This window comes from Nonomuraea gerenzanensis, from assembly GCF_020215645.1.
Taxonomy (GTDB): domain Bacteria; phylum Actinomycetota; class Actinomycetes; order Streptosporangiales; family Streptosporangiaceae; genus Nonomuraea; species Nonomuraea gerenzanensis.
On the sequence record NZ_CP084058.1, the window covers coordinates 9,942,715 to 9,965,179 of the forward strand.

21 protein-coding genes are annotated in these 22,465 nt (G+C 72.5%); 7 read left to right on the forward strand and 14 right to left on the reverse strand.

What is annotated here, in order from left to right:
• Nucleotides 1–37: 37 nt before the first annotated feature.
• Nucleotides 38–838, forward strand: a complete 801-nt coding sequence (locus LCN96_RS46195; RefSeq protein ID WP_225268742.1) for a phosphotransferase — start codon at nucleotides 38–40, stop codon at nucleotides 836–838.
• Nucleotides 822–1,772 (forward strand): cobalamin biosynthesis protein, encoded by a 951-nt coding sequence (locus LCN96_RS46200; protein ID WP_225268743.1) that lies wholly within the window; start codon nucleotides 822–824, stop codon nucleotides 1,770–1,772. The genes LCN96_RS46195 and LCN96_RS46200 overlap by 17 nt, the downstream gene beginning before the upstream one ends.
• A gap of 104 nt (nucleotides 1,773–1,876) precedes the next feature.
• On the opposite strand, the gene LCN96_RS46205 is transcribed toward LCN96_RS46200, so the two are convergent.
• The 4 genes from LCN96_RS46205 to LCN96_RS46220 form a co-directional block, all read right to left on the reverse strand.
• Nucleotides 1,877–2,110 (reverse strand): hypothetical protein, encoded by a 234-nt coding sequence (locus tag LCN96_RS46205; protein ID WP_225268744.1) that lies wholly within the window; start codon nucleotides 2,108–2,110, stop codon nucleotides 1,877–1,879.
• A 92-nt stretch (nucleotides 2,111–2,202) separates the two neighbouring features.
• The gene (locus LCN96_RS46210) at nucleotides 2,203–3,000 is read right to left on the reverse strand and encodes an exodeoxyribonuclease III (RefSeq protein WP_225268745.1); all 798 of its coding nucleotides are present in this window, start codon (nucleotides 2,998–3,000) and stop codon (nucleotides 2,203–2,205) included.
• Between the two features lie 50 nt (nucleotides 3,001–3,050).
• Nucleotides 3,051–4,022: an inositol-3-phosphate synthase gene (locus LCN96_RS46215; RefSeq protein ID WP_225268746.1), complete on the reverse strand. Its 972-nt coding sequence runs from the start codon at nucleotides 4,020–4,022 to the stop codon at nucleotides 3,051–3,053.
• A 45-nt stretch (nucleotides 4,023–4,067) separates the two neighbouring features.
• Entirely contained in the window at nucleotides 4,068–6,701 is a 2,634-nt protein-coding gene (locus LCN96_RS46220; RefSeq protein ID WP_225268747.1) for an ATP-binding protein, read from the reverse strand.
• 74 nt (nucleotides 6,702–6,775) lie between these two features.
• Here LCN96_RS46220 and LCN96_RS46225 point away from each other — a divergent pair, with 74 nt between their 5' ends.
• Entirely contained in the window at nucleotides 6,776–7,900 is a 1,125-nt protein-coding gene (locus LCN96_RS46225) for an MFS transporter (RefSeq protein WP_225268748.1), read from the forward strand.
• On the opposite strand, the gene LCN96_RS46230 is transcribed toward LCN96_RS46225, so the two are convergent.
• Nucleotides 7,863–8,492 (reverse strand): hypothetical protein, encoded by a 630-nt coding sequence (locus tag LCN96_RS46230; RefSeq protein WP_225276207.1) that lies wholly within the window; start codon nucleotides 8,490–8,492, stop codon nucleotides 7,863–7,865. The genes LCN96_RS46225 and LCN96_RS46230 overlap by 38 nt on opposite strands.
• A gap of 21 nt (nucleotides 8,493–8,513) precedes the next feature.
• On the opposite strand from LCN96_RS46230, the gene LCN96_RS46235 reads away from it, so the two are divergent.
• Nucleotides 8,514–8,681, forward strand: a complete 168-nt coding sequence (locus LCN96_RS46235) for a hypothetical protein (protein ID WP_225268749.1) — start codon at nucleotides 8,514–8,516, stop codon at nucleotides 8,679–8,681.
• Here the strand turns inward: LCN96_RS46235 and LCN96_RS46240 are convergent.
• Nucleotides 8,657–10,216: an ABC transporter substrate-binding protein gene (locus LCN96_RS46240; protein WP_225268750.1), complete on the reverse strand. Its 1,560-nt coding sequence runs from the start codon at nucleotides 10,214–10,216 to the stop codon at nucleotides 8,657–8,659. The two genes, LCN96_RS46235 and LCN96_RS46240, sit on opposite strands and share 25 nt — an antisense overlap.
• A gap of 175 nt (nucleotides 10,217–10,391) precedes the next feature.
• Between LCN96_RS46240 and LCN96_RS46245 the strand changes: the two genes are divergently transcribed.
• Both LCN96_RS46245 and LCN96_RS46250 read left to right on the forward strand, forming a co-directional pair.
• Nucleotides 10,392–12,293 (forward strand): sensor histidine kinase, encoded by a 1,902-nt coding sequence (locus tag LCN96_RS46245; RefSeq protein WP_225268751.1) that lies wholly within the window; start codon nucleotides 10,392–10,394, stop codon nucleotides 12,291–12,293.
• Nucleotides 12,286–12,642 (forward strand): DUF742 domain-containing protein, encoded by a 357-nt coding sequence (locus tag LCN96_RS46250; RefSeq protein ID WP_043630385.1) that lies wholly within the window; start codon nucleotides 12,286–12,288, stop codon nucleotides 12,640–12,642. Before LCN96_RS46245 ends, LCN96_RS46250 begins: the two co-directional genes overlap by 8 nt.
• On the opposite strand, the gene LCN96_RS46255 is transcribed toward LCN96_RS46250, so the two are convergent.
• Nucleotides 12,620–14,014, reverse strand: a complete 1,395-nt coding sequence (locus LCN96_RS46255; protein ID WP_225268752.1) for an MFS transporter — start codon at nucleotides 14,012–14,014, stop codon at nucleotides 12,620–12,622. The two genes, LCN96_RS46250 and LCN96_RS46255, sit on opposite strands and share 23 nt — an antisense overlap.
• A gap of 73 nt (nucleotides 14,015–14,087) precedes the next feature.
• Here LCN96_RS46255 and LCN96_RS46260 point away from each other — a divergent pair, with 73 nt between their 5' ends.
• Nucleotides 14,088–14,567, forward strand: a complete 480-nt coding sequence (locus LCN96_RS46260) for a MarR family winged helix-turn-helix transcriptional regulator (RefSeq protein WP_225268753.1) — start codon at nucleotides 14,088–14,090, stop codon at nucleotides 14,565–14,567.
• Here LCN96_RS46260 and LCN96_RS46265 read toward each other — a convergent pair.
• Genes LCN96_RS46265 through LCN96_RS46295 form a run of 7 tightly spaced genes read right to left on the reverse strand, consistent with a single transcriptional unit; the run spans nucleotide 14,537 to nucleotide 22,432 of the window.
• Nucleotides 14,537–15,403 carry an ABC transporter ATP-binding protein gene (locus tag LCN96_RS46265; RefSeq protein ID WP_225276208.1) on the reverse strand — a complete coding sequence of 289 codons (867 nt, stop codon included), beginning with the start codon at nucleotides 15,401–15,403 and terminating at the stop codon, nucleotides 14,537–14,539. The genes LCN96_RS46260 and LCN96_RS46265 overlap by 31 nt on opposite strands.
• Before the next feature lie 2 nt (nucleotides 15,404–15,405).
• On the reverse strand, nucleotides 15,406–16,158 hold the full coding sequence (locus LCN96_RS46270; protein WP_225268754.1) for an ATP-binding cassette domain-containing protein: 753 nt from the start codon (nucleotides 16,156–16,158) through the stop codon (nucleotides 15,406–15,408).
• Nucleotides 16,155–17,057, reverse strand: a complete 903-nt coding sequence (locus tag LCN96_RS46275; RefSeq protein ID WP_225268755.1) for an ABC transporter permease — start codon at nucleotides 17,055–17,057, stop codon at nucleotides 16,155–16,157. Before LCN96_RS46275 ends, LCN96_RS46270 begins: the two co-directional genes overlap by 4 nt.
• A complete protein-coding gene (locus tag LCN96_RS46280; RefSeq protein ID WP_225268756.1) occupies nucleotides 17,054–18,070 on the reverse strand; it encodes an ABC transporter permease in 1,017 nt (338 codons plus the stop codon). Before LCN96_RS46280 ends, LCN96_RS46275 begins: the two co-directional genes overlap by 4 nt.
• 3 nt (nucleotides 18,071–18,073) lie before the next feature.
• Nucleotides 18,074–19,690, reverse strand: coding sequence for an ABC transporter substrate-binding protein (locus LCN96_RS46285; RefSeq protein ID WP_225268757.1), 1,617 nt, complete (start codon nucleotides 19,688–19,690; stop codon nucleotides 18,074–18,076).
• Nucleotides 19,691–19,713: 23 nt separating this feature from the next.
• Complete coding sequence (locus tag LCN96_RS46290; RefSeq protein WP_225268758.1) at nucleotides 19,714–21,372, reverse strand: hydantoinase/oxoprolinase N-terminal domain-containing protein; 1,659 nt, start codon at nucleotides 21,370–21,372, stop codon at nucleotides 19,714–19,716.
• Complete coding sequence (locus LCN96_RS46295; RefSeq protein ID WP_225268759.1) at nucleotides 21,365–22,432, reverse strand: DUF917 domain-containing protein; 1,068 nt, start codon at nucleotides 22,430–22,432, stop codon at nucleotides 21,365–21,367. Before LCN96_RS46295 ends, LCN96_RS46290 begins: the two co-directional genes overlap by 8 nt.
• Between the last annotated feature and the right edge of the window lie 33 nt (nucleotides 22,433–22,465).

The following is a 22,465-nucleotide window of genomic DNA, read 5'->3' on the forward strand; positions in this document are numbered from 1 at the left end:
GGCGAGGGTGGGGCGAATAGGTCTAAGCTGTCTGGGCATGGTCGCGACGCTCCTGCATGAGATTCCGCTGCAGGGCGGGGACGTGACAGACGGAGTGGTGCGCGTCGGTGACACCGTGCGCAGACCGGCCAGTACGTCGACGCCCGCCGTGCACGCCCTGCTGAGACACCTGGAGACCGTCGGGTTCGACGGGGCGCCGAGGGTGGTGGGGATGGATGAGTTCGGTCGCGAGGTGCTCACCTTTCTTCCTGGCACGACCGGGCTCCGGCTGGAGAGCGTCACCGATGAGGCGTTGGCCCAGCTTGCCGGGTTGTTGCGGCGGTTTCATGATGCGACGGCCGGGTTCTCGCTGGCGGGGGCGGGGTGGGAAGGGGGGTCGAATGACGATCGGCCGGCTGAGGTGATCGGGCATTGTGACCTGACCCCTGAGAACGTGATCTTTCGGCGGGCGGGTGGGGGTGGGCCGGCGGGGCCGTATGCGTTCATCGATTTTGATCTGGCGCGGCCGACGACCCGGCTGTTCGACATCGTGACCACGCTGCGCCACTGGGCGCCCATCTCCGATCCTGTCGATCGGGCGCCGCTCCTGCGTTCGGTGGATGTGGGGGCGCGGTTGCGGTTGTTCTGCGACGCGTACGGCGTGTCGCCGCGCGACCGGCGGCGGCTGGTTGAGCTGGCCAGGCTGCGCTTTCATCGTTCCTACACGGTGATGCGCACGCGTGCGGCGAGCGGTGGGAACTGGGCCAAGATGTGGGCGGGCGGCGCCGGTGAGCGTATCCGCCGGGCCGCGGCGTGGCTGGATGTGCACGAAGATGAGCTTCATGCCCATTTGGTATGACCCCTTGGGGCTCGCGCTCGGCGTGGCCCTTGACCGGCTCCTCGCCGACCCGCAGAGCCCCGCCCATCCGGTCGCGGTGTTCGGGCGTGGGGCGGCGCGGCTGGAGCAGTCCCTGTACGCCGACGACCGGCCGCGCGGAGTGCTGCACGTCGCCGTGTGCGTCGGTGGTGCCGCCGCGCTCGGCGTGCTGGCCGTGCGGGCGACCTCGCGCAGCAGGGTCCTTCGTACGACGGTGACCGCCCTGACGACGTGGGCCGTGCTCGGCGGCACCACGCTGGCCGGGGAGGGCGCGTACATGGCGGACGCGCTGGAGCGCGGCGACGTGGAACGCGCCAGGGCGCGGCTGCCGCACCTGTGCGGTCGCGACCCCAGCGGGCTGGAGGCGCCCGAGCTGGCGCGGGCCACGGTCGAGTCGCTGGCCGAGAACACCTCCGACGCCGTGGTGGCGCCGCTGTTCTGGGGGGCGGTGGCGGGGGTGCCGGGGATGCTGGCGTATCGGGCGATCAACACGCTGGACGCGATGATCGGGCATCGGTCGCCGCGGTACGAGCGGTTCGGGTGGGCCGCTGCCCGGCTCGACGATGTGGCGAACTACGTGCCGGCGCGGGTGACCGGGGTGCTGACCGTGCTGACCGCGCCTGATCCTGGTGGGGCGCGGGAGGTGCTGCGCAGGGACGGGCATCGGCATCCGAGCCCGAACGCCGGGCGGTGCGAGGCGGCGTTCGCCGGGGGGCTCGGGGTCACGCTCGGGGGGAAGAACGTTTACGGGGGGAGGGTCGAGGAGCGGCCGACGATGGGTGATGGGCCTCGGCCTGGGGTCGGGGATATCGGGCGTGCGGTACGGCTGACGCGGGCCGTGAGCCTGGCTGCTGCCGGGGTCGCGGTGGTGGTGGCGGCCGGGTTGGCGAAGGTGGTCGCGGCCCGGCGCACGTGACCGACGTGGTGGGTGTTGTGCTGCGGGCTCGCTGGAGGCAGCACGCAGCACAACTCGTCGTCCCGGCACGCGCTCCCCCGCGACGCGCACCCCCCACCCCGCACCTACATGATGCGGTTGAGATTGAGCACGAGCCAGATCACGAAGATCGCGACGAACGTGACCCCGATCATCGACTTGGCGGCGTTGTGCGCGGTGGCCCTGCGGGCCGAGACCTGCCTGGCGCTCTGCTTGTACACCTGACGCATGATGATCATGGCCTGGAACCGGCGTCCCAGGGCGAACACGGCGAGTCCGATCAGGATGAATAAGATGACGCGGCCGTCTGAAGGTTCCACGGGAATCCCCCCTGTGGTCCTCTGGAGTTGCTTACCGCCCCCGAAACTGTGAGAACACAGAATACTCGGCCGACAGCGATTTGTGACTCTCTTTATGCCTGCAGGTCAACGACGATCGGCGCGTGGTCCGACGGCCCCTTGCCCTTGCGGGCCTCCCGGTCCACGTACGCCGAGCGCACCCGCCCCGCCACGTCCTCGCTGGCGTACACGAGGTCGATCCGCATCCCCTTGTTCTGGTGGAACATCCCGGCCCGATAGTCCCAGTACGTGTACGGATGCGGCCCCTTCATCGGCGTGGGCACCACGTCCCGCAGCCCAAGGGCACGCAGCTCGGCCAGGGCCTGGCGTTCGGCGGGGGTGACGTGGGTGGCGCCGACGAACAGGGCGGGGTCCCACACGTCGGCGTCCGTGGGCGCCACGTTGTAGTCGCCGCAGGCCACCACCGGCCCGGCGGCCACCTCGGCGGCCAGGGCCTCGCGCAGCGCGGCGAACCAGTCCAGCTTGTAGGTGAAGTGCGGCGAGTCCAGGGTGCGGCCGTTGGGCGCGTACAGGGACCAGACGCGCATCCCCGCGCAGGTCGCGCCGATGGCGCGGGCCTCGGGACGGGCGGCGCCGACGCCCTCCAGCTCGCCGAAGCCGGGCTCGCCGGGGAAGCTGAGCGTCACCTCCTCCAGGCCGACCTTGGACAGCAGCGCGACGCCGTTCCAGCGGCCGTCCCCGTGGGCCGCGACGGCGTAGCCGAGCGCGCCCACCTCCGCCGCCGGGAACGCCTGCGCGGGGCATTTGGTCTCTTGCAGGCACACGATGTCGGGCGCGGTGTCGGCCAGCCATTCGAGCAGGCGGGGCAGCCGTGCCTTGACGGAGTTCACGTTCCAGGTAGCCAGGCGCATGTCCCTAGCGTGCCACCACAGCCGGCGGGAGGGCCGGAACGGCGCATCGGCTACACCGCCTTCATCAGCGCGCCGGACACCTCCTCCAGCAGCCCGCCCCTCCCCCGATCCAGGGCCTGCTTGGCATGCCGGGCGGCGTCCAGGGCGTTGCCCGCGGCGCTCGGCGAGTCCTCGACGACCATGCGCAGCTCCAGCTCCAGCGGGGACCCGCCGAACCCCTCCCCGTTCAACCGGATGTAGGCGACCTTGCGGTCGTCCATGAAAGGCACGTACTGGGCGGCGACGTGGGTGGCGGCTCCCGCGCCCGTCGCCTTGGTCGCCTGCTTGCTCCGCATCCGTGCGGAGTCCTCCAGGTTGACGAAGTCCATGTTGCCTCCGCCGAGCAGCTGGGCGCCCTCGGTGAGGTGGACGCCGCTGCCGGTGAGGGCGTCGACCAGCGCGCGGTGCACCAGCGTGGCGCCGAACGAGCTCTTGAGGTCGTCGCCGACCAGCGGCAGCCCGGCCGCGGCGAAGCGGGCGCGCCATTCGGGCGAGCGGGCCAGGACGGCGGGCATGCAGTTCACGAACGCGCAGCCGGCCTCGATGGCGGCCTGCGCGTACAGCTCGGCGGCGCGCTGGGCGCCGGTCGGCAGGAAGTTCAGCACGACGTGGCTGCCCGTCTCCCGCAGGTGGGCGGCGACCTCGGCCGGGGTGGCGGCGCCGCGCGGGTCGATCAGGTCGGCCGAGCCCGCGCCCACGCCGTCGGCCAGGATGCCCTCCACCACGGGGACGCCGAGGTGCGGCACGTCCGCGAAGGCGCGGGCGTTGTTCGGCGCGGTCCAGATGGCCTGGGAGAGGTCCTGGCCGAGCTTGGCGCGGCCGACGTCGAAGGCGGCGGTGAAGCGGACCTGGGAGATCGCGAAGCCGGCGCAGACGGGGTTCGGCAGGCCGGGGGCGTCGCCGTCACGGTAGTGCTCGACGCCCTGCACCAGCGAGGACACGCAGTTTCCGACGCCGATCACGGCGACGTTCACAGTGTTCATGCCCGGATTAGATCAGGTGCGGGCTGTCTCGAGGCCCGCGAGGGCTCAGATCAGGCCCGTACGCCTGGCCCTGGCGACGGCCTCCACGCGGGACGCCGCGCCCAGCTTGGCCATGATGTTCGACACGTGCACGCCCGACGTCCTGGCCGAGATGAACAGCCGCTCGGCGATCTGCCGATTGCTCAGCCCCTCGGCGACCAGCCCGAGCACCTCCCGTTCCCTGGCCGACAGGAGGAGCTCCTCGCCGAGGGACACCCGCAACGTGGCCGCCGCCGCCTCGGCCGCGTCGCGCAGCGGCTGCGAGCCGAGGTCGCCGGCGATGGCGACCGCCTCGCGCAGCCGTTCGCGGGCGTGCTCGGGGTCCTGCTCGGCCGCTCGCACCAGGGCCTGGCCCAGCGCGTACGGTTGCCCGACCGCCCGCCAGCTCGCCACGGCCGCCTCCCACGGCCCACCGCACTCGGCCTCGAACGTGGCCCGGTGCGCCTGCTGGACGCGTCCCGTCGTGGCGAGGCCGGTGGGCGCCGTGCGGACCCGTCCCAGACCGGCCGCCAGCGCCAGCAGCGGCCAGGCGTAGCGGCGGCTCAGCCTGAGGTCGTGCCCGGCCAGCACGTGGTCCACCATGCGGCCCGCCCGCCGCGGGTCCCGGGCGGCCAGGGCGAGCCGGCATTCGAGCAGGTCGGGTTCGAGGCAGGAGTCGTAGCCCCGCGAACGGCCGCGCATCAGCGGCCTGACCCTGGCCACGATCTCCTCGGCCTCGCCGAGCGTGCCCTCCCAGACGGCGATGGTGCCGAGGACCATGAGGATCCAGGCGCGGTGGATGGGCGGCGGGTCGAGCGCGAGCGCTGTCCGCATCACCTCGCGGGCCTCCTTCCAGCGGCCCATGGACGCGAGCGGCTCGGCCAGGTTCGCTGCCAGGTGGCCGCCGCGTGACCTGGCCAGGCCGAGGCGGCGGGCCCTGGCGATGCCCTCGCGGGCGACGGACTCCGCCCTGGCGTGCTTGCCCGCCGCCTCCAGGACGTCGGCTTCGCTGGCGTACGTCATCAGCAGGCTGTCGTCGTCGGGGGCGGTCGCTCTGGCCTCGGCGTACAGGCTCGATGCCGCTCCCAGGTCGCCGTCCAGGGCGGTGAGGGCGGCCAGGGTGGTGAGGGATCTGGTGTCGCCCAGCGCGAGGGCTTCCTCGGCGTGGGTTCTGGCCTCGGTGTCCTGGCCGTTCCAGGCGAGCAGGGTGGCCAGGGCGCCGATCAGGCGGGACTCGCGGGGGGCCAGTCGTACGGCGGCGCGGAGGTCGTCCAGGCCCTCCTCGCCGAGGAGGTCGCGGATGGCCACCCGCAGCTCCAGCAGCCGCGCCGCACGCAGCGGGTCGCTGTACGCGCGGGACGAAGGATCGCCGTACGGGCCGTGGGCAAGGTCGCCGTGCTGGGCAGGCGCCGGGTCGCCGTGCGGAACGCGGGCCGGGTCGGCGGGGTGGGCGCGGGCCGGGCCGGAGACCTCCTCCAGCGCCCGGGTGGCCAGCTCCTCGGCGCGTTCCGCGTCGCCCTCGCACAGCGCGTCGCGGGCGGCCAACTCCAGGACGTGGACGTGGTCGGCGCCGTCCCCCGCCTGGTCCCACAGCTCCAGCACCCGTTCCCAGCGCCGGGCGGTCCAGGCGGCCTCGAAGGCGCGCCGCCGGTCCCCCGCCGCGTACCAGTGGTCGGCGGCCAGCTCGGGGTGGGCCTCGGCGCAGCGGGCGTGCAGGCGCCGGCGTTCGCCCGGCAGCAGGTCGTCGTAGACGGCGTCGCGGATGAGGGCGTGGCGGAAGGTGTAGCCGTCGCCGTCCACGAGCAGCAGCCGGGCGCGGACGACCGGTCGTAACGCCTCGTCCAGTGCGAGGTCGTCGAGGCCCGCGACGGCGCGCAGCACGTCGTGCGGGGTCCTGCGGCCGGCCACGGCGGCGATCCGCAGCACGTCGAGGCCCTGCGCGGGCAGCCGTTCAGCGCCGGCGAGCAGCAGCTCGCGCAGCGAGGCGGGGGTGGCGGCGCCGGCGTCGGCGAGCGCCTCGGCGAACAGCGGGTTCCCCTCGCTGCGCGCCACGATCGCATCAAGATCAAGGGCCGCCCGCGCGGGTCGGAGGTCGCGGCCGAGCAGGCGGGCCACCTCCTCGCGGCCGAGCGGCGGCACCCTGATCACCTCGGCCCCCGGCAGCCGCAGCGGCTCCCGCGAGGTCGCGACGACGAGCACTCCCGGAGCCATCAGGTTGCGCGCCAGGAACACCAGCAGATCGAGGCTGGCCTGATCGGCCCAGTGCAGGTCCTCCAGGACGAGGACGAGGGGCCGCCGCGCGGCCGACCGCTCGACCAGGAGCAGCACCTCCTCGAACAGCCGGCCCCGCCCCAGGTCAGGCAGCTCCTCGACCTCCCCCAGCTCGGGCAGCAGCCGGGCCAGGCCCCGGCGCCCGCCGCCCGGCACGAGCGCGGCGCCGTGGTGCCTGACCATGCCGCGCAGCACCGGGACGAACGGCGCGTACGCGACGCAGCCAGGATCGGCCCCGCCCTCGGCCACGAAGGCGTCGATCCCCGAGACGAACTCTCCGACCAGCCGCGTCTTGCCGATGCCGGCCTCGCCGACGACCAGCACGACGCCCGGCGCACGCTCCCGCGCCGCCGCCAGGCGGGCCAGCTCCGCCGCACGTCCCACGAACACGCCCCCCATTATGAAGAGGCGGCTACGCATCATGCCCGATGTGGCGGGGGCGGCTTTCCGCGACCGTCGAAGCCATGATGACCCGCGAGATGAACCTGATGATGGCCGCTTCGACGGCCGGGCTGCTCGGCTTCTACCTGCTGTTCTCCTCCGTACCGCTGTACGCGGCGACGGGCGGCGCCGGCGGGCTCGGCGCCGGGGCCGTCACCGGCGCCATGATGCTGGCCACGGTGGTGGCGGAGCTGGCGGTGCCGTGGCTGCTGTCCCGGCTCGGGTACCGCGCGGTGCTGGGGCTCGGGCTGGTGCTGCTGGGGCTGCCCGCGCTGGCGCTGCCGGTGTCGGCGGCGGTGGGGTGGGTGGTGGCGGTCAGCGTGCTGCGTGGGGCCGGGCTGGGCATCCTGGTGGTCGCGGGCACCGCGCTCACGGCCGAGCTGGTGCCCGAGGAGCGCCGGGGCGAGGGGCTGGGGCTGTACGGGGTGGCGGTGGGCGTCCCGTCGGTGCTCGGGCTGCCGGTGGGGTTGTGGGCGAGTGAGGCGCTGGGGTTCGGGCCGGTGTTCGCCGTGGCGGGGCTGGTGCCGCTGGCCGGGCTGGCGGCCGTGCCGGGACTGCCTGGCAAGAGGCCCACGGCTGCGAAGCGAGCCGGTGGTGAGGACGGCGGCGGTGGGCTGGCGGGGCTGGCGCTGCTCTTCGCGGCGGTGACGACCGCGACGGGTGTGCTGGTGACGTTCCTGCCGCTGGCGGGGACGCCGGAGCTGGCCTCGGCGGCGCTGCTCGTCCAGTCGCTGGCCACGCCCGCCGCCCGCTGGTGGGCCGGCAGGCACGGGGACCGGCACGGCTCGGCCGGGCTGCTCGCGCCCGGCGTGCTGGCCTGCGCCGCCGGCGTCGCGCTGCAGGCCTGGACCGACGGGCCGGTGGCGGTGGTGGCCGGGATGGCGCTGTTCGGGGCCGGGTTCGGGGTGGTGCAGAACGCGACGCTGGCGCTGATGTTCGAGCGGGGCGGCGCGGCCAGGGTGAGCGCGCTGTGGAACCTGGCCTACGACGCGGGCATGGGGGTGGGGGCGATGGGGTTCGGGCTGGTGCTGGGGCTCACCGGCTACGCGGCGGGGTTCGGGCTGGTGGCGCTGCTCGTCGCCGCCACACTGCCCCTGGCCGGACCGAGGGTCAGGACGGCCGCCGCGTCCGCTCCACCCCCACGGTGATCTCGTTGCCGAGGCGCCGCCCCAGCAACAGCTCCAGATCGTCGCCGCTCCAGAACTTCCCGGGGTCGTACCAGTTGGGCCGCTTCCCCTCCGGCAGCAACCCCATCGCCTCGTAGGTGACGGCCACCACCTCGGCGCAGTACGCGCGCTCCAGCGTCTGCTCCTTACGGCTGCGGCGCGGGATCCGCCCCTTCATCCACCGTCCGGCCAGCCGGGCGGTGGACGGGAACGGCGTGCCGTCGAGGCGGGCCACCGCCCGCAGGGCGGCGTCCTCCATCTCGGGGGTGGCCTCGGGGTCGAGCTGGCGCAGCCAGGCGCGCTGGTCGTAGCGGTCGGCCCAGACGGTCACGGCGGCGCGCAGGTCGTGCAGCTGCACCCCGCGCTGGTGGGTGCCCGACCACAGGTCGGGCAGGGATTTGCCCAGCTCCGCGTGCCACATCATGGGCGGCAGGTCCTCGATCACGATGGCCATGCCCACGTGGTTGACCGGGCTGTTGGTCATCGTCTGGATGGCGCGGTCGGGCACCGAACGGCCGCGGAAGATCCACAGGTCGCCGGTTCTCGTCACCTTGACGGCCTCGTCGAGAGTCAGCACAGGGTTAGCCTAGGCAACATGCGCTGGTGGAAGATGCTCGGACTGGCCGGAATCATGGGTGTGGCGGCGACGGGGGTGGTGATCGCGCGGGCCGAGCGGCGCCGCCGCGCCTACACCCCGGAGGAGATCAGGGCCAAGCTGCGCGAGCGGGTCGAGAGCGCTCAGCCCGACGGCCGCAAGTCGTAGACGAAGACCACGTCGGGGTAGGCCGGGTTGTCGTCGTAGCCCTGGATGCCGCCGAGGTAGGCCCGCCGCGACTTGACCACCCACGGCAGCGCGGCGGCCGCCCGCTGGTCCAGCACCCGCGTGGTGGCCTGCTCGTAGACCCGCTGCGCCGCCGGCTTGTCGGTCACCGTCAGCTCGGGCACCGTGCCGAGCATCGCGTCGAGGGTCCGGTCGTTGAGGTAGGTCATGTTCAGCTCGGGCGGGTTCGCGCTGTGGAAGACCTGGCCGAAGTAGGAGTAGCCGTCGGCGTAGTCGGGCCACCAGTACATGACGAAGATGTCCTGGCCGCGTTTCTTGCCCAGCTCCCACTGGTCGTTCCAGTGCATGCCCCTGACCTCCAGGGTCACGTTGAGCTTGCTCAGCGTGGCCCGCAGCCGCCGGGCGAGCACCTGCTCGTCGGCCTCACCCTCGCCGTAGGTCAGCCGCAGCCGCAGCGGACGGCCGCCGGGGCCGTAGCCGGCCTGCTGGAGCAGCCGGGTGGCGCCGGCCAGGTCCTGCTCGGGCACGCGGCCGGGCACGTGGCCGAGCAGCCCTTCGGGGACGACGCCGCTGGCGGGCATCACGGAGCCCTTGAGCGCCTTGATCAGGCCGCGGTAGTCGACGGCCTTCTGCACCGCCTTGCGGACCCTGATGTCCTTCATCGGCCCGGTGGCGGTGTTGAACAACATCATCGCCGTGGTGAACGACGGCCGGTCGGAGGTGCGCAGCCCGGGCGCGGCCGAGGCTCGGGCGAACAGCCGCGGGTCGAGCCGGTCGACGAAGCTGGCCTCGCCGTCCTGCAACATCCGGTACGCCCGTTCGGTGTCGGGCACCACCTTGTACCTGATCGTGTTGTAGTGCGGCCGCTGCCACCCGCCCCAGTACCCGTCGTACGCCGAGAGCGTGAGCTCGTCCTCCTTGCCCTGGTTCCACTTCGTCACCGTGTACGGCCCCGAGCCCGCGTCCCTGCCCTCACGGAAGAACTTCGTCAGGTCGGGGGCGGCCTTGGTGTCGTAGATGTAGGCGGCGTACCCGGCGGAGGCGACCAGGTCCAGCGGCACGGGGTACTTCAGCGCGAACGTCACCGTGAGCGGCCCCTCGACCCTGATGGAGGAGACGGCGTCCCAGATGTAGGAGGCGCCGGTCCTGGCCTTCACGGTGCGCTCGATGGAGCTCTTGACCGCCTCGGCGTCCAGCGGCCTGCCGGTGTGGAAGGTCACGCCGGAGCGCAGGGTGAAGGTCCAGGTGCGCCCGTCGGCCGAGGAGCGCCACGAGGTGGCCAGGCGGGGGGCGGACTTCTTGGTCACCGGGTTCCAGAGCGTGAGGGTCTCGTAGACGTTCTGGAAGGCGATGATCTCGTTGGAGTAGGAGCGGCTGGGGTCCCATTCGGTGACGATGTCGGTGTTCTTGACGTAGACGAAGGGGGACTCCCCCGCCGGCGCCCGCTGCGGCTCCGGGGGCGTCGAGCAGGCCGCCAGGAGCACCAGCGCGGCGGCCGCTACGAGTCGACGGCGCAACGCGAGCTCCCTCTGTGGCCGATGTGATTCCCGGGAAACCTACTCCAAGATCCACCCGGGGCGTGACACGTGTCCAAAAGTCCCGAAAAATTGGGCATTCAGGTGATCGAATTGCTATTCTCGGGGCTTGTCCCGTCCGGGGTTGCCAGCTTGGGACCGACCGGAGTGAGGTGCCATGGGTCGTAGCCGAACGATCCGCATGAAGATCATCGGACTACTACTGGTGCCGCTGACCTCCATGGTGGTGTTGTGGGGGGTCATCACCGCCGTTACCGCCAGCGAGAGCTTGGAGCTGCGTCAATACAAGACAGTCTGGACGAACCTCCGCCTTCCCGCGTACAAACTGATCAGCGAGATCCAGCGCGAACGTCTCATCTCGGCCCAGCTCCTGCGTAACGTCGCGGACGAGTCCGCCGTCGCCGCGCAGCGCACCAAGACCGACGCCGCCCGGGACTCGTTCACCAAGCTCTCCAGTACCACGAAGGACAGATCGGAAGAGATCCGCACACAGGTGAACGCGGTGTACACGCAACTCGACAGGCTCGACTCGGTCCGTGGGGAGATCGACGCGGGTCTGTCGGACCGTCTGCACACGGTGGAGGCGTACAACTCGATCACCGACACCCTGTACGGCCTGCACCGCAAGGTGGCGCTGATCGACGACATCCCGATCTACGAGCAGTCCCGCGTGGTCATCGAGATGGGCTACGCCAGGGAGCTGCTGAGCAGGGAGCAGGCCATCGGCCTCGGCACGGTGAACGCGGCGGAGCGCAGGCTGTTCACCCAGATCGCGGGCAACCGGCGCTTCCTCATCGACCAGAGCCTCGGCGAGCTCGACCCGGCGCTGCGCGACCCCCAGGTCGCCCTCATCAGCACCGCCGCCTACCAGCGGATGCGGATGATGGAGGACCAGATCATCGCCGGCGGCACGCCGATGGGCTGGCTGAGCACCACCGAGGGGCTGTCCAAGTCGTTCCACGAGGCCCAGATGCGGGCCAGCACGCTGCTGAACGAGCGCGCCGACCCGGTGGCCGACCAGGTGCTGTCGCGGGCGTTCCTGCTCGCGGGCACGGCGCTCGCGCTGGTCATCGTGTCGATCGCGTTCTCGCTGCGCATGGGCAACCGCCTGTCCAAGGAGCTCGGCGCACTGCGGCTGGCCGCGCTGGAGGTCTCGCAGGAACGGCTGCCGCACGTGGTCGCCAAGCTGCGCAAGGGCGAGAAGGTCGAGATGCCCGAGCTGTCGGTGGCCAGCACCACGGTCGAGATCGACGACGTGGGCCAGGCGTTCTCCACCGTGCAGCAGACGGCGGTGGAGGCCGCGGTCGGCCAGGCGCAGCTCAGCGAGGGCGTCGGGCACGTCTTCCGCAACCTGGCCAGGCGCAGCCAGACCCTGCTGCACCGCCAGCGCATCCAGCTCGCGGACATGCAGCACCGGGCCACCGACCCCGAGCAGCTCGACGACCTGTTCAAGCTGGACCATCTGACGACGCGCATGCGCCGCCACGCAGAAGGCCTGATCATCCTGTCGGGCGCGACGCCGGGACGCGGCTGGAGCCGCCCCGTGCCACTGCTGGACGTGGCCCGCGGCGCCGCCGCCGAGGTGGAGGACTACCAGCGGGTCGTCATCGAGCCGATGTCCGGCCAGCGCCTGGCCGGCTCCGTGGTCGGTGACGTGATCCACCTCATCGCCGAGCTGATCGAGAACGCCACCGTCTACTCCCCCGCGCACACGCCGGTCATCGTGCGCGGTGAGGCGGCTGCCCGGGGCTTCGCCTTCGAGGTCGAGGACCGGGGGTTCGGGATGGAAGCAGAAGAGCTGGCCGACTACAACGAGCGGCTGGCCAGCCCGCCGGAGTTCGACCTGGCCGACAGTGACCGGCTCGGCCTCTTCGTCGTCTCCCGCCTGGCCGCCAGGCACGACATCCGCGTGACGTTGCGCGGTTCACCATATGGAGGGACCACCGCGATCGTGTTGATCCCGGAAGAGCACGTGGCAGAGCCGGAGCCAGAAGCCCCGGCGAAGGCCGTGCAGAAGGAGCCCGCCGCTCGCCCCATGCGGGTGGTGCGAAGTGACTGAAGAGCGCTGGCTGGACGAGGACGCCGGTCCGATCGTCCCCGCCTACCTGCTGACCAGGGGCCGGACGGTGCCCGCGAGCGAGGCCATCGACCTCATCGCGGTCATCATCACCGCCGGTGGTCTGACGCCGCCCCGCGGCCTGGACCCCGAGCATCTCATCATCCTGCAGAAGTGCACCCAGCCCACCCGGCTGGTGGACGTGGCGGCCGAGCTGAACCTGCCCATCGGCGTGGTCCGGGTGCTGGTCGGCGACCTGCACGCCCAGCAACTCGTGCAGGTCGAGCTGCCGCCGCCCGCCCCGGACGCCAAGGTGCTGCTGGAAGTGATCAGTGGCCTGAAGGCGCTGTGACCGCCCTGCGGTTGAGATAGCCGTAACCGGCCGCGAACAGCGCGGCCACGACGCCCGCTCCGGCGGCTGCCCCGAACACCGACGGGTAGCCGCCGCCCGCGGCCAGCACGGCGGCGATCGCGGCGCCCGCCACGCTGCCGCCCACGATCCGCACCAGCGCGTTCACCCCGGCCGCGACGGCCGTCCTGTCGGCGGCCACGTGCTCCACGGCCATGGTGCCCAGCGCCGCGTAGCCGACGCCGAGGCCCACCCCCATCAGCGAGGACGCCACGTACAGGTGCGCCGGGGCCGTGTGCTGGAGCACCAGCCAGAGCCCGGCCAGCGCGGTGACCCCCGAGCCGATCGCCACCATGGCCGCCGCCGGGAGCCTGCGCATGATCCGGCCCGCGAACAGCGAGATCACCAGCATGAACAGCGTGCTCGGCAGCAGGTAGAGGCCGACCTGGAGGACGGTTGCCCCGAGCCCGCCGGCCGCCTGCGGCGCCTGGGCGAAGCCGGACATGCCGGTCAGCAGGGTGAAGAACGAGAACCCGAGCAGGAACGAGGACACCGTGGCCCCGACCGTTCCCCTGTGCACCAGCATCGCCATCTGCACCAGCGGCTCGGCCACCCGGCGCTCGACCAGCACCCATACGGCCGCCAGCACGACGGCCGCGGCGAGGAGCCCGAGCACGCCCGGCGAGGTCCAGCCCCAGGAGCCGCCCTCGCTGACGGCCAGCAGCAGCGCGACCAGCCACGCGGTCAGCAGCGCCGCCCCCAGCAGGTCGGGGCGGCCCTTGACCGGCGGGGCCGAGTCACGGACGAGGAAGGCCACGACGATGCCGGCCACCAGCGAGATGCCGCCGGTGATCCAGAAGACCAGGTGGTAGTCACCGGAGGCGAGCCCGGCCAGGATCATCCCGCCACCACTGCCGAAGCCCATCGTCGCGCTCAGCACCCCGATGCCGGTGGCGAGCTGCTGCCTGGGCAGGGAGTCGCGGACCACCCCGATCGACAGCGGCACCAGCGCGGACACGAAGCCCTGCAGCACCCTGGCCACGATCAGCCAGGCCAGCGAGGTCGCCAGCGCGGCCATCACCGAGCCGATCACCAGCAGCGTCAGCGCGCCGAGGATCATGCGGCGCCGGCCGTACATGTCGCCGAAGCGCGACAGCAGCGGCGTGGACACCGCGCCGACCAGCAGGCTCAGTGTGAGCAACCAGCTCACCGCGCTCAACGAGGTGTTCAGCTCCCGTTGCAGCACGGGAAGCAGCGGCACCACCGCGGTGTTCTGCAGAGCGGCGATGGAGGCGGCGAAGGCCAGCGAGATCACCGCGGGCCAGGGGTTCCGGCTGGTCGTTGCCCGCGACGCGGGCACGACGACTGTCGCCATGACGGCTCCTTTGGATAACTTGGGTAAGTAATCGAGCACCGATAATACATACGTAAGTTAGGTAATCAAGCGGATGGACGAGAATCTGCACCGAACCGTGGACGCCTATCGCCGGCTCGCGACCTCACTCAACCGCGCCAAGACGCACGAGCGGCTGACCGAGGCCGCGGGCATCCGCCTGGACCGGCCGGATGTCCAGATCCTCGTCGATCTGCTGGACGCGGCCGAGCCGCGCAGGATCGGGAAGATCGCCGAGAGCCTGCAGGTGGAGAGCCCGCACGTGACGCGGCACGTGGCCGCGCTGGAGCGGCGCGGGCTGGTCGAGCGGGTCCGCGACCCCGACGACGGCCGGGCCTGGCGCATCGCGCTCACGGAGGCGGGCGGCCATGCGGCCCTGGCGTGCCGGCGGGCGGCCTCACAGTGGTTCGAGGCCGTGCTGGCCGACTGGCCGGAGTCGGAGCGGGGAGAGCTGGCCCGGCTGCTGGAGAAGCTCTCCGACGACATGTGCGCGTACCTGAGGACTCAGGTGGAGAGCACGTCCTCCGCCCGGTGACAGGCCACCTGACGGCCGTCCACCTCCCGCGGGGCCGGCGCCTGCTCGCACGCGGGCACGGCCAGCGGGCAGCGCAGCCTGAACGGGCAGCCGGTCGCCGCCGGGACGGCCTCCGTCCTGCCCCTGGCCCGCGGCGGTTCGCCGCCGAGCGTCGGCACGGCGTCGCGCAGGGCCCTGGTGTACGGGTGCGCCGGGTTCGCCAGGAGCCGCGCGGTGGGGCCCGACTCGACCACGCGGCCGGCGAAGAGCACGTGGGAGGTGCGGCAGAGCCGCCGCACGACGGCCAGGTTGTGGGTGATGAGCAGGCGCTCGGTCTCCAGCGAGGCCAGCAGGTCGAGGATCCTGGCCTGCACGGTGACGTCGAGCGCGCTGGTGGGCTCATCCAGGATGAGCAGGCGGGGGCCGACCGCCAGGGCCCTGGCGATCACCACGCGCTGGCGCTGGCCGCCCGAGAGCTGGTGCGGGCGGCGGCCGGCCAGCTCGGGGTCGAGGCCGACCTGTTCGAGCAGCTCGCCGACGCGGTCGCGGGCGGCGCGCGGGAGCGCCTCGGCGACGGAGCGGCCGACGCGCATCCTGGGGTCGAGGGCCTCGGCCTGGAAGACGGGCTGCACGTCCCTGCGGAACGCCCTCAGGTCCGCTTTGTCGAGCGTCCGGTCGCCGTACCAGATGTCGCCTGACAGGGGGCGCAGCAGGCCCAGGAACGCGCGCGCCAGCGTCGTCTTGCCCGAGCCGCTCTCCCCGATCAGGCCCACGCCGCCCTCGGTGATGTCCAGGCTGACCTCGTGCACGACGGGGCGGCGGCCGTACCCGAGCGTCACCCGCTCGGCCCTGAGCATGGTCACGGCAGTGCCTCCAGCAGCTCTCGGGTGTAGGGATGGGACGGCCGCGCCAGCACCTCGGCGGCGGGCCCCGACTCCACCACCGCCCCGTCCTTCATGACCAGCACCCGGTCCGCGATCGTCGAGACCAGGGCCAGGTCGTGGGAGACGAGCAGGAGCGCCAGGTCCCGCTCGGCCCTGAGCCTGCGCAGCACGCCGACCACCTCGGCCTGCACGGTCACGTCCAGCGCGCTGGTCGGCTCGTCGGCCAGGACGACCTCGGCGCCCAGGGCGATGGCCAGCGCGATGGCGAAGCGCTGGGCCTGGCCGCCGGAGACCTCGTGCGGGTAGCGGCGCAGGATCTCGCGGTCGAGCAGGACCGCCTCCAGGGCCGCGTCCACGTCGTTGCCCTGCCTGCCGTGCAGCTTGAGCGCGCGGCGCATGAGGGTGCCCAGGCGGGTGGCGGGGCTGAGCGCGGCCTGCGGCGACTGCATGACCAGGGCCGCGCGGGCGCCGCGGATCCGGCGCAGCGCCTTCTGCGGGGCGGTGAGCACGTCCACGCCGCATACCCGTACGTGTCCTGAGATTTCGGCATGCTCGGTGAGGCCGAGGAGCGAGAGCAGCGTCGTGGACTTGCCCGACCCGCTCTCCCCCACGATCGCCACGCACTCCCCCGCGCCCACGTCCAGCTCGGGCACGTCGGCGACGACCCGCTCGCCGTAGCGCACCTTGAGATCCCGCACCTCGATCACCTGACCGCCCTGCGTGCTCATGGTCGCGGCCGCTTCGGCATCCGTTGGCTCCTTCGTCGCTCTCTCCTGCCGAGCTCCTCCGCTCGGGGGTCGAGGGCGTTGCGCAGGCCCTCCCCCAGCACGTTGAACGCGAACGCCGTCAGCAGGATCGCCAGCCCGGGGAAGGTCACCACCCACCAGTTCGTGGTGAACAGCGTCTGCCCCTGCTGCACCATCAGCCCCCACTCCGCCGTCGGCTCCTGCGCGCCCAGCCCCAGGTACGACAGCGCCGCCGAGGTCAGGATCACCCCGCCCGCGTCCAGCGAGAGCTGCACCAGGACGGGGGTGAGCGAGTTCGGCAGCACGTGCCGCAGGACGATCAGCGGGGCCGGCACGCCGAGGCAGCGCGCGGCGTCCACGTACGGCCTGGTCGCGATCGAGGCGGCCACGGAGGCGGCCAGCCGGGCGTACCAGGGCCACCAGGTCACCGCGATGGCCAGGATCACGGTGTTCACGCTGGGCTGCAGCACCACGGCCAGCGCCAGGGAGAGCAGCAGCGCGGGGAAGGCCAGGAACACGTCCGTGACCCGCATGATCGCGTCCCTGAGCCAGCCGCCCGCGTACCCGGCGACCACGCCCAGCGTCACCCCGGCCACCGCGGAGACGCCCAGCACGGCCACGGCGATGGTCAGCGAGGTGCGCCCGCCGTACAGGATCCGGGTGAGCACGTCCCGCCCCACCTGGTCGGTGCCGAACCAGTGCGCGCCGCTCGGCGGCAGCAGCCGCTCCAGCGGGCGCGGCTCGTCCAGCGGGTACGGAGCCAGCCACGGCGCCAGCACGGCGGCCAGCACGATCACGGCCAGCAGGATGGCCCCGAAGGCGGCGAACCGGTCGGGGACGCGGGGCAGGCTGCGGCGCAGCGGTTGCGTGTCCGTCGTCATCGCGACCTCGTACGGGGATCGACGAAGCCCTGGAGGAGGTCCACGACCAGGTTGGCCAGCACGTACACCAGGGCGACCAGGAGCGTGACGCCCGCGATGCCGGGAGTGTCCAGCGAGCGGATCGACTCGGCGGCGTAGCGGCCCAGGCCCGGCCAGTTGAAGACGGCCTCGACCAGGAAGCCGTTGACGATCGCGTACGCGAAGACCAGCGCGATCAGCGACAGCACCGGGCTCAGCGCGGGCCGCAGCGCGAACTTGGTCAGGATCGACGTCTCCCCGAACCCCAGCGCCCGCTCCAGCCTGGCGTGGTCCTGCCCCGACTCCTCGATCAGCGCGGCCCTGGTCATCTGGGCGATCACGCCCGCCGGGTAGGCGGCCACGACCACGGCGGGCAGCACCAGGTGCTCCAGGGTGCTGGTGAAGATGGGCCAGTTGCCGGTGATGAGGGCGTCGACGACGGTGATGTTCGTCCAGAGGGTGAGCGGGCTGGTGGTGTCGAGCGAGGTGTCGTACTCGCCGGCGACCGGGAACCAGCCGAGGTGGCTGGCGAACACCGTCTGCAGGGCCAGGGCCAGCCAGAACACCGGCACGGAGACGGCCAGCATGCTGCCGAGCCGCACCCCGAAGTCCGGCAGCCGCCTGTTGTGGCGGGCGGCGAGCACCCCCAGCGGGATGCCCACGGCGATGGCCAGGAGCAGCGCCGCCCCGACCAGTTCCAGCGAGGCGGGGAAGGCCAGGTAGAGATCGTCGCGCACCGGCTGCCTGGTGCGCAGGCTGGTCCCCCAGTCGCCGGTCACCAGGTCACGCGCGTAGTTGACGAGCTGCACGGGCAGCGGGTCGTCCAGCCCGAACCGCGCGCGGGCCTCGGCGAGCTGCTCGGGCGTGGCCTTCGGCCCGGCGAACGCGACCGCCGGGTCACCGGGCACCAGCCGCATGACCGCGAACGTGAGCACGACCACGCCGGCCACGACCAGGAGGGCCTGGCCGAGCCGGCGGGCCAGATGACGCAGCACGGGCTAGCCGGCGCGCGTCAGATCGTAGAAGAAGACCACGCTGGGGTAGGCCGGGTTGTCCTGGTAGCCCTGGACGTCGGCCGACAGCGCGCGCTGGTAGCGCTGCACGTACGGCACCGCGACCGCCGCCTCCTCCTGGATGATCTTCTGCTGGAGCCTCTGGTACTCCTGCTCGGCCGCCAGCTTGTCGGTGGCCGTCAGCTCGGGCAGCTTGTCGATGGCCGCGTCGATCTCCGCGTTCTTCAGGTACGACAGGTTGAACTGCGGCTTGTCGGCGCTCTTGAACACGTTGAGGAACCAGGAGTAGGCGTCCGGATAGTCCGGGTACCAGTACATGACGAAGACGTCCTGGCCGCCCTTCTTGCCCAGGTCCCACTGCGCGCTCCAGCTCATCGGCTTGGCCCGCAGCGTCACGTTGAGCTGCTTGAGCGTCGAGCTGAGCAGCGTCACCAGCAGCTTCTGGTCCTCGTCGCCGGTGGCGTAGGTCAGGCTCAGCTCCAGCTCCTCCAGGTCGGGGCCGTACCCGGCCTCGGCGAGCAGCTGCTGGGCCTTGGGCAGGTCCTGCTTGGGCTCCATGCCGTTGACGTGGCCGATCAGGCCCTGCGGCACCAGGCCGCTGGCCTTGACGCCCGAGCCCTCCAGCGCCGCCGCCAGGCCGTCGTAGTCGATCGCGAGCTGCAGCGCCTGCCGCACCTTGACGTCCTTGGTGGGGCCGGCGGCGGTGTTGAAGAGCACCAGCAGGTTCTGGAACGACTGCGCCTGCGCGGTCTGCACGCCCTGGGTCATCCCGGCCTGCTCGAACAGCTGCGGGTTCAGGCGCCTGACGAAGTTCACCTCGCCCTTCTGCACGAGCTGCCAGGCGGTGGTGATCTCCGGCGTGACGCGGAAGGTGACCTTCTTGTACTGCTCCGGCTTCCAGCCGCCCCAGTAGTCCTCGAACGCCTTCAGCGTCAGCTCGTTCTCCTCGCCCTTCTTCCACGAGTCGATCGTGTACGGGCCCGTGCCGGCGGTCGTCTTGCCGTCGGCGTCCACGGCGTCCACGTCGTAGATCCAGGCCGCGTAGCCGGAGGAGGTGACCAGGTCGAGCGGGGCGGCGTACTTGAGCGTGAACTTCAGCGTGCTCGCGTCCACCGCCTCGATCCGGTCCACCGGGTCCCAGATGTAGGCGGCGCCGCCCTTCTTCCCGATCGTCCGCTCGATCGCCTGCTTGGCGGCCTCGGCGTCCATCGGGTCGCCGGTGTGGAATTTCACGCCCTGCCGCAGTTTGAACGTCCACTCCTTGCCGTCGTCCGACGACGTCCACTCGGTCGCCAGGCGCGGCTCGGCCTGCTTGGTCTGGGAGTTGTACCTGGTGAGGCCCTCGTAGATGTTCGCCAGGGCGACGATCTCGTTGGAGTAGGAGGTCGCCGGGTCCCAGTCGGTGACCACGTCGGAGTTCGGCGCGTAGACGAACGTGCTGTCGTTGGCCTGCCCGCCGGTCTGGCCGGCCGGACTTCCGCTGCTCGCCTGGGGCTGGGGCGTACCGCCGGCGCCGCGCACCTGACCGCCCGCGCACGCGGACGCGGTCAGGGCGAGGACGCCGGCTACCCCGGCGACGAGCAGCCGCTTGTGCCAGCGCATGGTGGGGGGATCCTTTCGATGTGTCACCGGGCGAGGGGTCCGGCTGCTTTGACGTGCACCCGCACGGCGGGCTCGGAGAGATAGCTCAGCGGCACTTCGAGGAGGTCCACGATCTCGACCCCGGCGGGGTCCGCCCCCGCCGCCACGGCCCGCGCCCGCGCCTCCTCCTTGGCGCCGTCGATCGCCGCCGACCGGCTGTCTCCCGCTGGCAAGATCGTATCGACTCTGCCGCTCGCCAGGGCGATGGCGGCGCCCACGGCGTTGGCCACCTCGGCGTGCTCCGGCCTGATCACGCGGCTCACGCCCGGGATGCGATCGGGCAGCAGGAACGCCCCGCCCCCTACCGCCACCAGGGGACGGTCGGTCCTGCCGAGCGTCATGCGGTCCACGGCGTCGATCACCATCTCGTCGGCGCGGGTAACCGCGCTTTCCAGAATGTCTGCCTTTTCTTCCGACATGTCACCCCGAAGGCGGTCGTGCCAGGTTTCGCCTCCCGAGGGAACCCTGCCCGCCGCGACGGCCGCGTCCGTCATCGTCGCCGTCGTCCCGCCGAACACCAGCGCCTCACGCCCGATCCGGTAGCCCACCGAGTCGGGGCCGAGCCCGTGCGGGCGCACGACGGTCCCGCCGCCGAGCGCGATGGCCAGGATGTCGGGCATGCGGAAGTTGGTCAGCACGCCGCCGATCTCGACCGCAGCCGCCGACTCCCGGGGGAACCCGCCGGCCAGCACGCCGAGGTCCGTGGACGTGCCGCCCACGTCCACCACGACCGCGTCGGCCACGCCCGACAGGTACGCGGCGCCGCGCAGCGAGTTCGCCGGGCCTGAGCCGATCGTGGAGACCGGCAGGCGGGCGGCGTGCTCCAGCGTCATGAGCGTGCCGTCGTTCTGCGCCAGGTAGGGCCGCGCCCCCAGGCCCCGCTCCGCCAGCGCGGTGACCAGGGCGTCGACGACGTGGGCGGCGACGCCGTAGAGGGCGGCGTTGAGCACCGTGGCGTTCTCGCGCTCCAGCAGGCCCAGGGAGCCGATCTCGCTGCTCACCGAGACGGGCAGGCCGTACTCGGCCCTGACCAGCTCCTCGACGCGGCGCTCGTGGCCGTCGTCGGCGGGGCTGAACACGCTGGTCACGGCCACGGCGTCGGCGCGCACGCCGTCGAGGAAGCGGCGGATCGCGTCCAGGTCGAGCGGGCTGATCTCGCGGCCGTCCACGTAGTGGCCACCCGGCACGATCGCCTCGCCCGCCGAGACGGCCTTGCGCAGGTCGTCCGGCCAGTCGCAGAGCGGGGGGACGGCGGTGGTGGCGGGGGCGCCCAGCCGGATCACGGCCACCCGGCCTAGGCCGCGGCGCTCCAGGATGGCGTTGGTGGCGTGGGTGGTGCCCAGCATGACGCGCGTGACGCTCTCACGGCCGCCGCGCCCGCCCTCGCGCCTACCGTCGCCGCGCCCACCGTCGCCGCGCCCGCCGCCGTCGCGCCCACCCTCACGCCCACCGGCGGGGCTGTCTCGGCGCGCGTCGTCGTCGTCCAGCTCGGCGAGCACCGCGTCCAGGGCCGCGCGCAGGCCGTCGGTCACGTCCGGGCTGGTCGGCCGCTTGGCCTTGGCGATCACCCGGCCGTCGGCGTCGAGCACGACCGCGTCGGTGTTCGTCCCGCCGACGTCGATCCCGATCTTGAGGTCAGCCATGCGTCAGCTCCTCGACGGGCACGTAGTCCAGGTCGTAGCCGAAGGCCCGCGGCCCGGCGGTCTCCAGGCCCTTGGGCGTGCGCCACAGCGGGTCGCAGGGCCAGGCGAGGACGGTGACGCGCTGCCCGTACCGCAGGCCCTCGGTCTGGACGGCGGCGGCGGTCTCGGTGTCCACGACGGTGATGAGGTCGGGCACCATGGCGCGCATCCGGCCGTCCTCGACCGCGACCAGGTTCTCGTTCTGCAGCTCCAGGGTCAGGCTGCGGCCACGGTCGTCACCGGTGCCCTCGATCGTGGCGGTGCCGCGGACGAAACCGCCCGTGGTGCGCCGCTCCACGTCGGTCAGCTTGCCGGTGATGAGCCTGGCGGCGCCGAGGGAGTCGCGCAGCGCGCCGAGCGGGTCGGCGGCGCCCTCCGTGGCCCGGCCCACCTCCAGGGCACGGGTGACCGTACCCTCGATGACCGCGCCCCTGGCCCGGTCGGCGGTCAGCAGGTAGTCGGACATCAGCGCGTGCGAGCCCGCCGCCACGCAGACGGCCCGCGCGATGCGCTCGGACCAGAGCCCGTCCACCGGGCGGATGGTCACCACGTTGCCCGCGACGTCCGACATGATCACCAGGTCGGCCGGGATCCCCGCCACGTACATCGAGACCATCTGCACCTCGGGGAAGGCCCGGCCCATGCCGTCGGCGTCGAGCAGCGGCACGCCGAGCTGGGCGGCCCAGGCGACGGGCGCGACGCCGTTGGCGCCGCCGATCTCCGAGGACATGATCGCGCTCGGCGGCCGGCCGAAGAGCCGCTCGGCCTCCTCGGCGATGCGCTTCGGCTCGTCCTCGCCGTGGATCATCTCGTGGCTGACGGTCGGCGCGCCGATGCCGGACAGCGGCAGGATGAGCGCGTCGCCGGGCAGGTCGTCCAGTTGCAGAAGAGGGACGGGGCCGTACGCGCGGATGGCTCGGATCGCGGCCAGCGAGCCCGTCCGCACATCTCCCCCGCCGCCGGTGCCCAGCACGGCGCAGCCGCGGGCGAGGGCCGGGATATCGTTCGCATCAATTCTCATATGCCGCCACAACCAAGCACATACCGCCTCATG

Bases quoted from the DNA above. Each gene is read 5' to 3' on its own strand.
- LCN96_RS46195 (WP_225268742.1), top strand. From the start codon at position 38: ATGGTCGCGACGCTCCTGCATGAGATTCCGCTGCAGGGCGGGGACGTG.
- LCN96_RS46200 (WP_225268743.1), top strand. From the start codon at position 822: ATGCCCATTTGGTATGACCCCTTGGGGCTCGCGCTCGGCGTGGCCCTT.
- LCN96_RS46210 (WP_225268745.1), bottom strand. From the start codon at position 3,000: ATGCGCCTGGCTACCTGGAACGTGAACTCCGTCAAGGCACGGCTGCCC.
- LCN96_RS46215 (WP_225268746.1), bottom strand. From the start codon at position 4,022: ATGAACACTGTGAACGTCGCCGTGATCGGCGTCGGAAACTGCGTGTCC.
- LCN96_RS46225 (WP_225268748.1), top strand. From the start codon at position 6,776: ATGATGACCCGCGAGATGAACCTGATGATGGCCGCTTCGACGGCCGGG.
- LCN96_RS46235 (WP_225268749.1), top strand. From the start codon at position 8,514: ATGCGCTGGTGGAAGATGCTCGGACTGGCCGGAATCATGGGTGTGGCG.
- LCN96_RS46245 (WP_225268751.1), top strand. From the start codon at position 10,392: ATGGGTCGTAGCCGAACGATCCGCATGAAGATCATCGGACTACTACTG.
- LCN96_RS46255 (WP_225268752.1), bottom strand. From the start codon at position 14,014: ATGGCGACAGTCGTCGTGCCCGCGTCGCGGGCAACGACCAGCCGGAAC.
- LCN96_RS46260 (WP_225268753.1), top strand. From the start codon at position 14,088: ATGGACGAGAATCTGCACCGAACCGTGGACGCCTATCGCCGGCTCGCG.
- LCN96_RS46265 (WP_225276208.1), bottom strand. From the start codon at position 15,403: ATGCTCAGGGCCGAGCGGGTGACGCTCGGGTACGGCCGCCGCCCCGTC.
- LCN96_RS46270 (WP_225268754.1), bottom strand. From the start codon at position 16,158: ATGAGCACGCAGGGCGGTCAGGTGATCGAGGTGCGGGATCTCAAGGTG.
- LCN96_RS46275 (WP_225268755.1), bottom strand. From the start codon at position 17,057: ATGACGACGGACACGCAACCGCTGCGCCGCAGCCTGCCCCGCGTCCCC.
- LCN96_RS46285 (WP_225268757.1), bottom strand. From the start codon at position 19,690: ATGCGCTGGCACAAGCGGCTGCTCGTCGCCGGGGTAGCCGGCGTCCTC.
- LCN96_RS46290 (WP_225268758.1), bottom strand. From the start codon at position 21,372: ATGGCTGACCTCAAGATCGGGATCGACGTCGGCGGGACGAACACCGAC.
- LCN96_RS46295 (WP_225268759.1), bottom strand. From the start codon at position 22,432: ATGAGAATTGATGCGAACGATATCCCGGCCCTCGCCCGCGGCTGCGCC.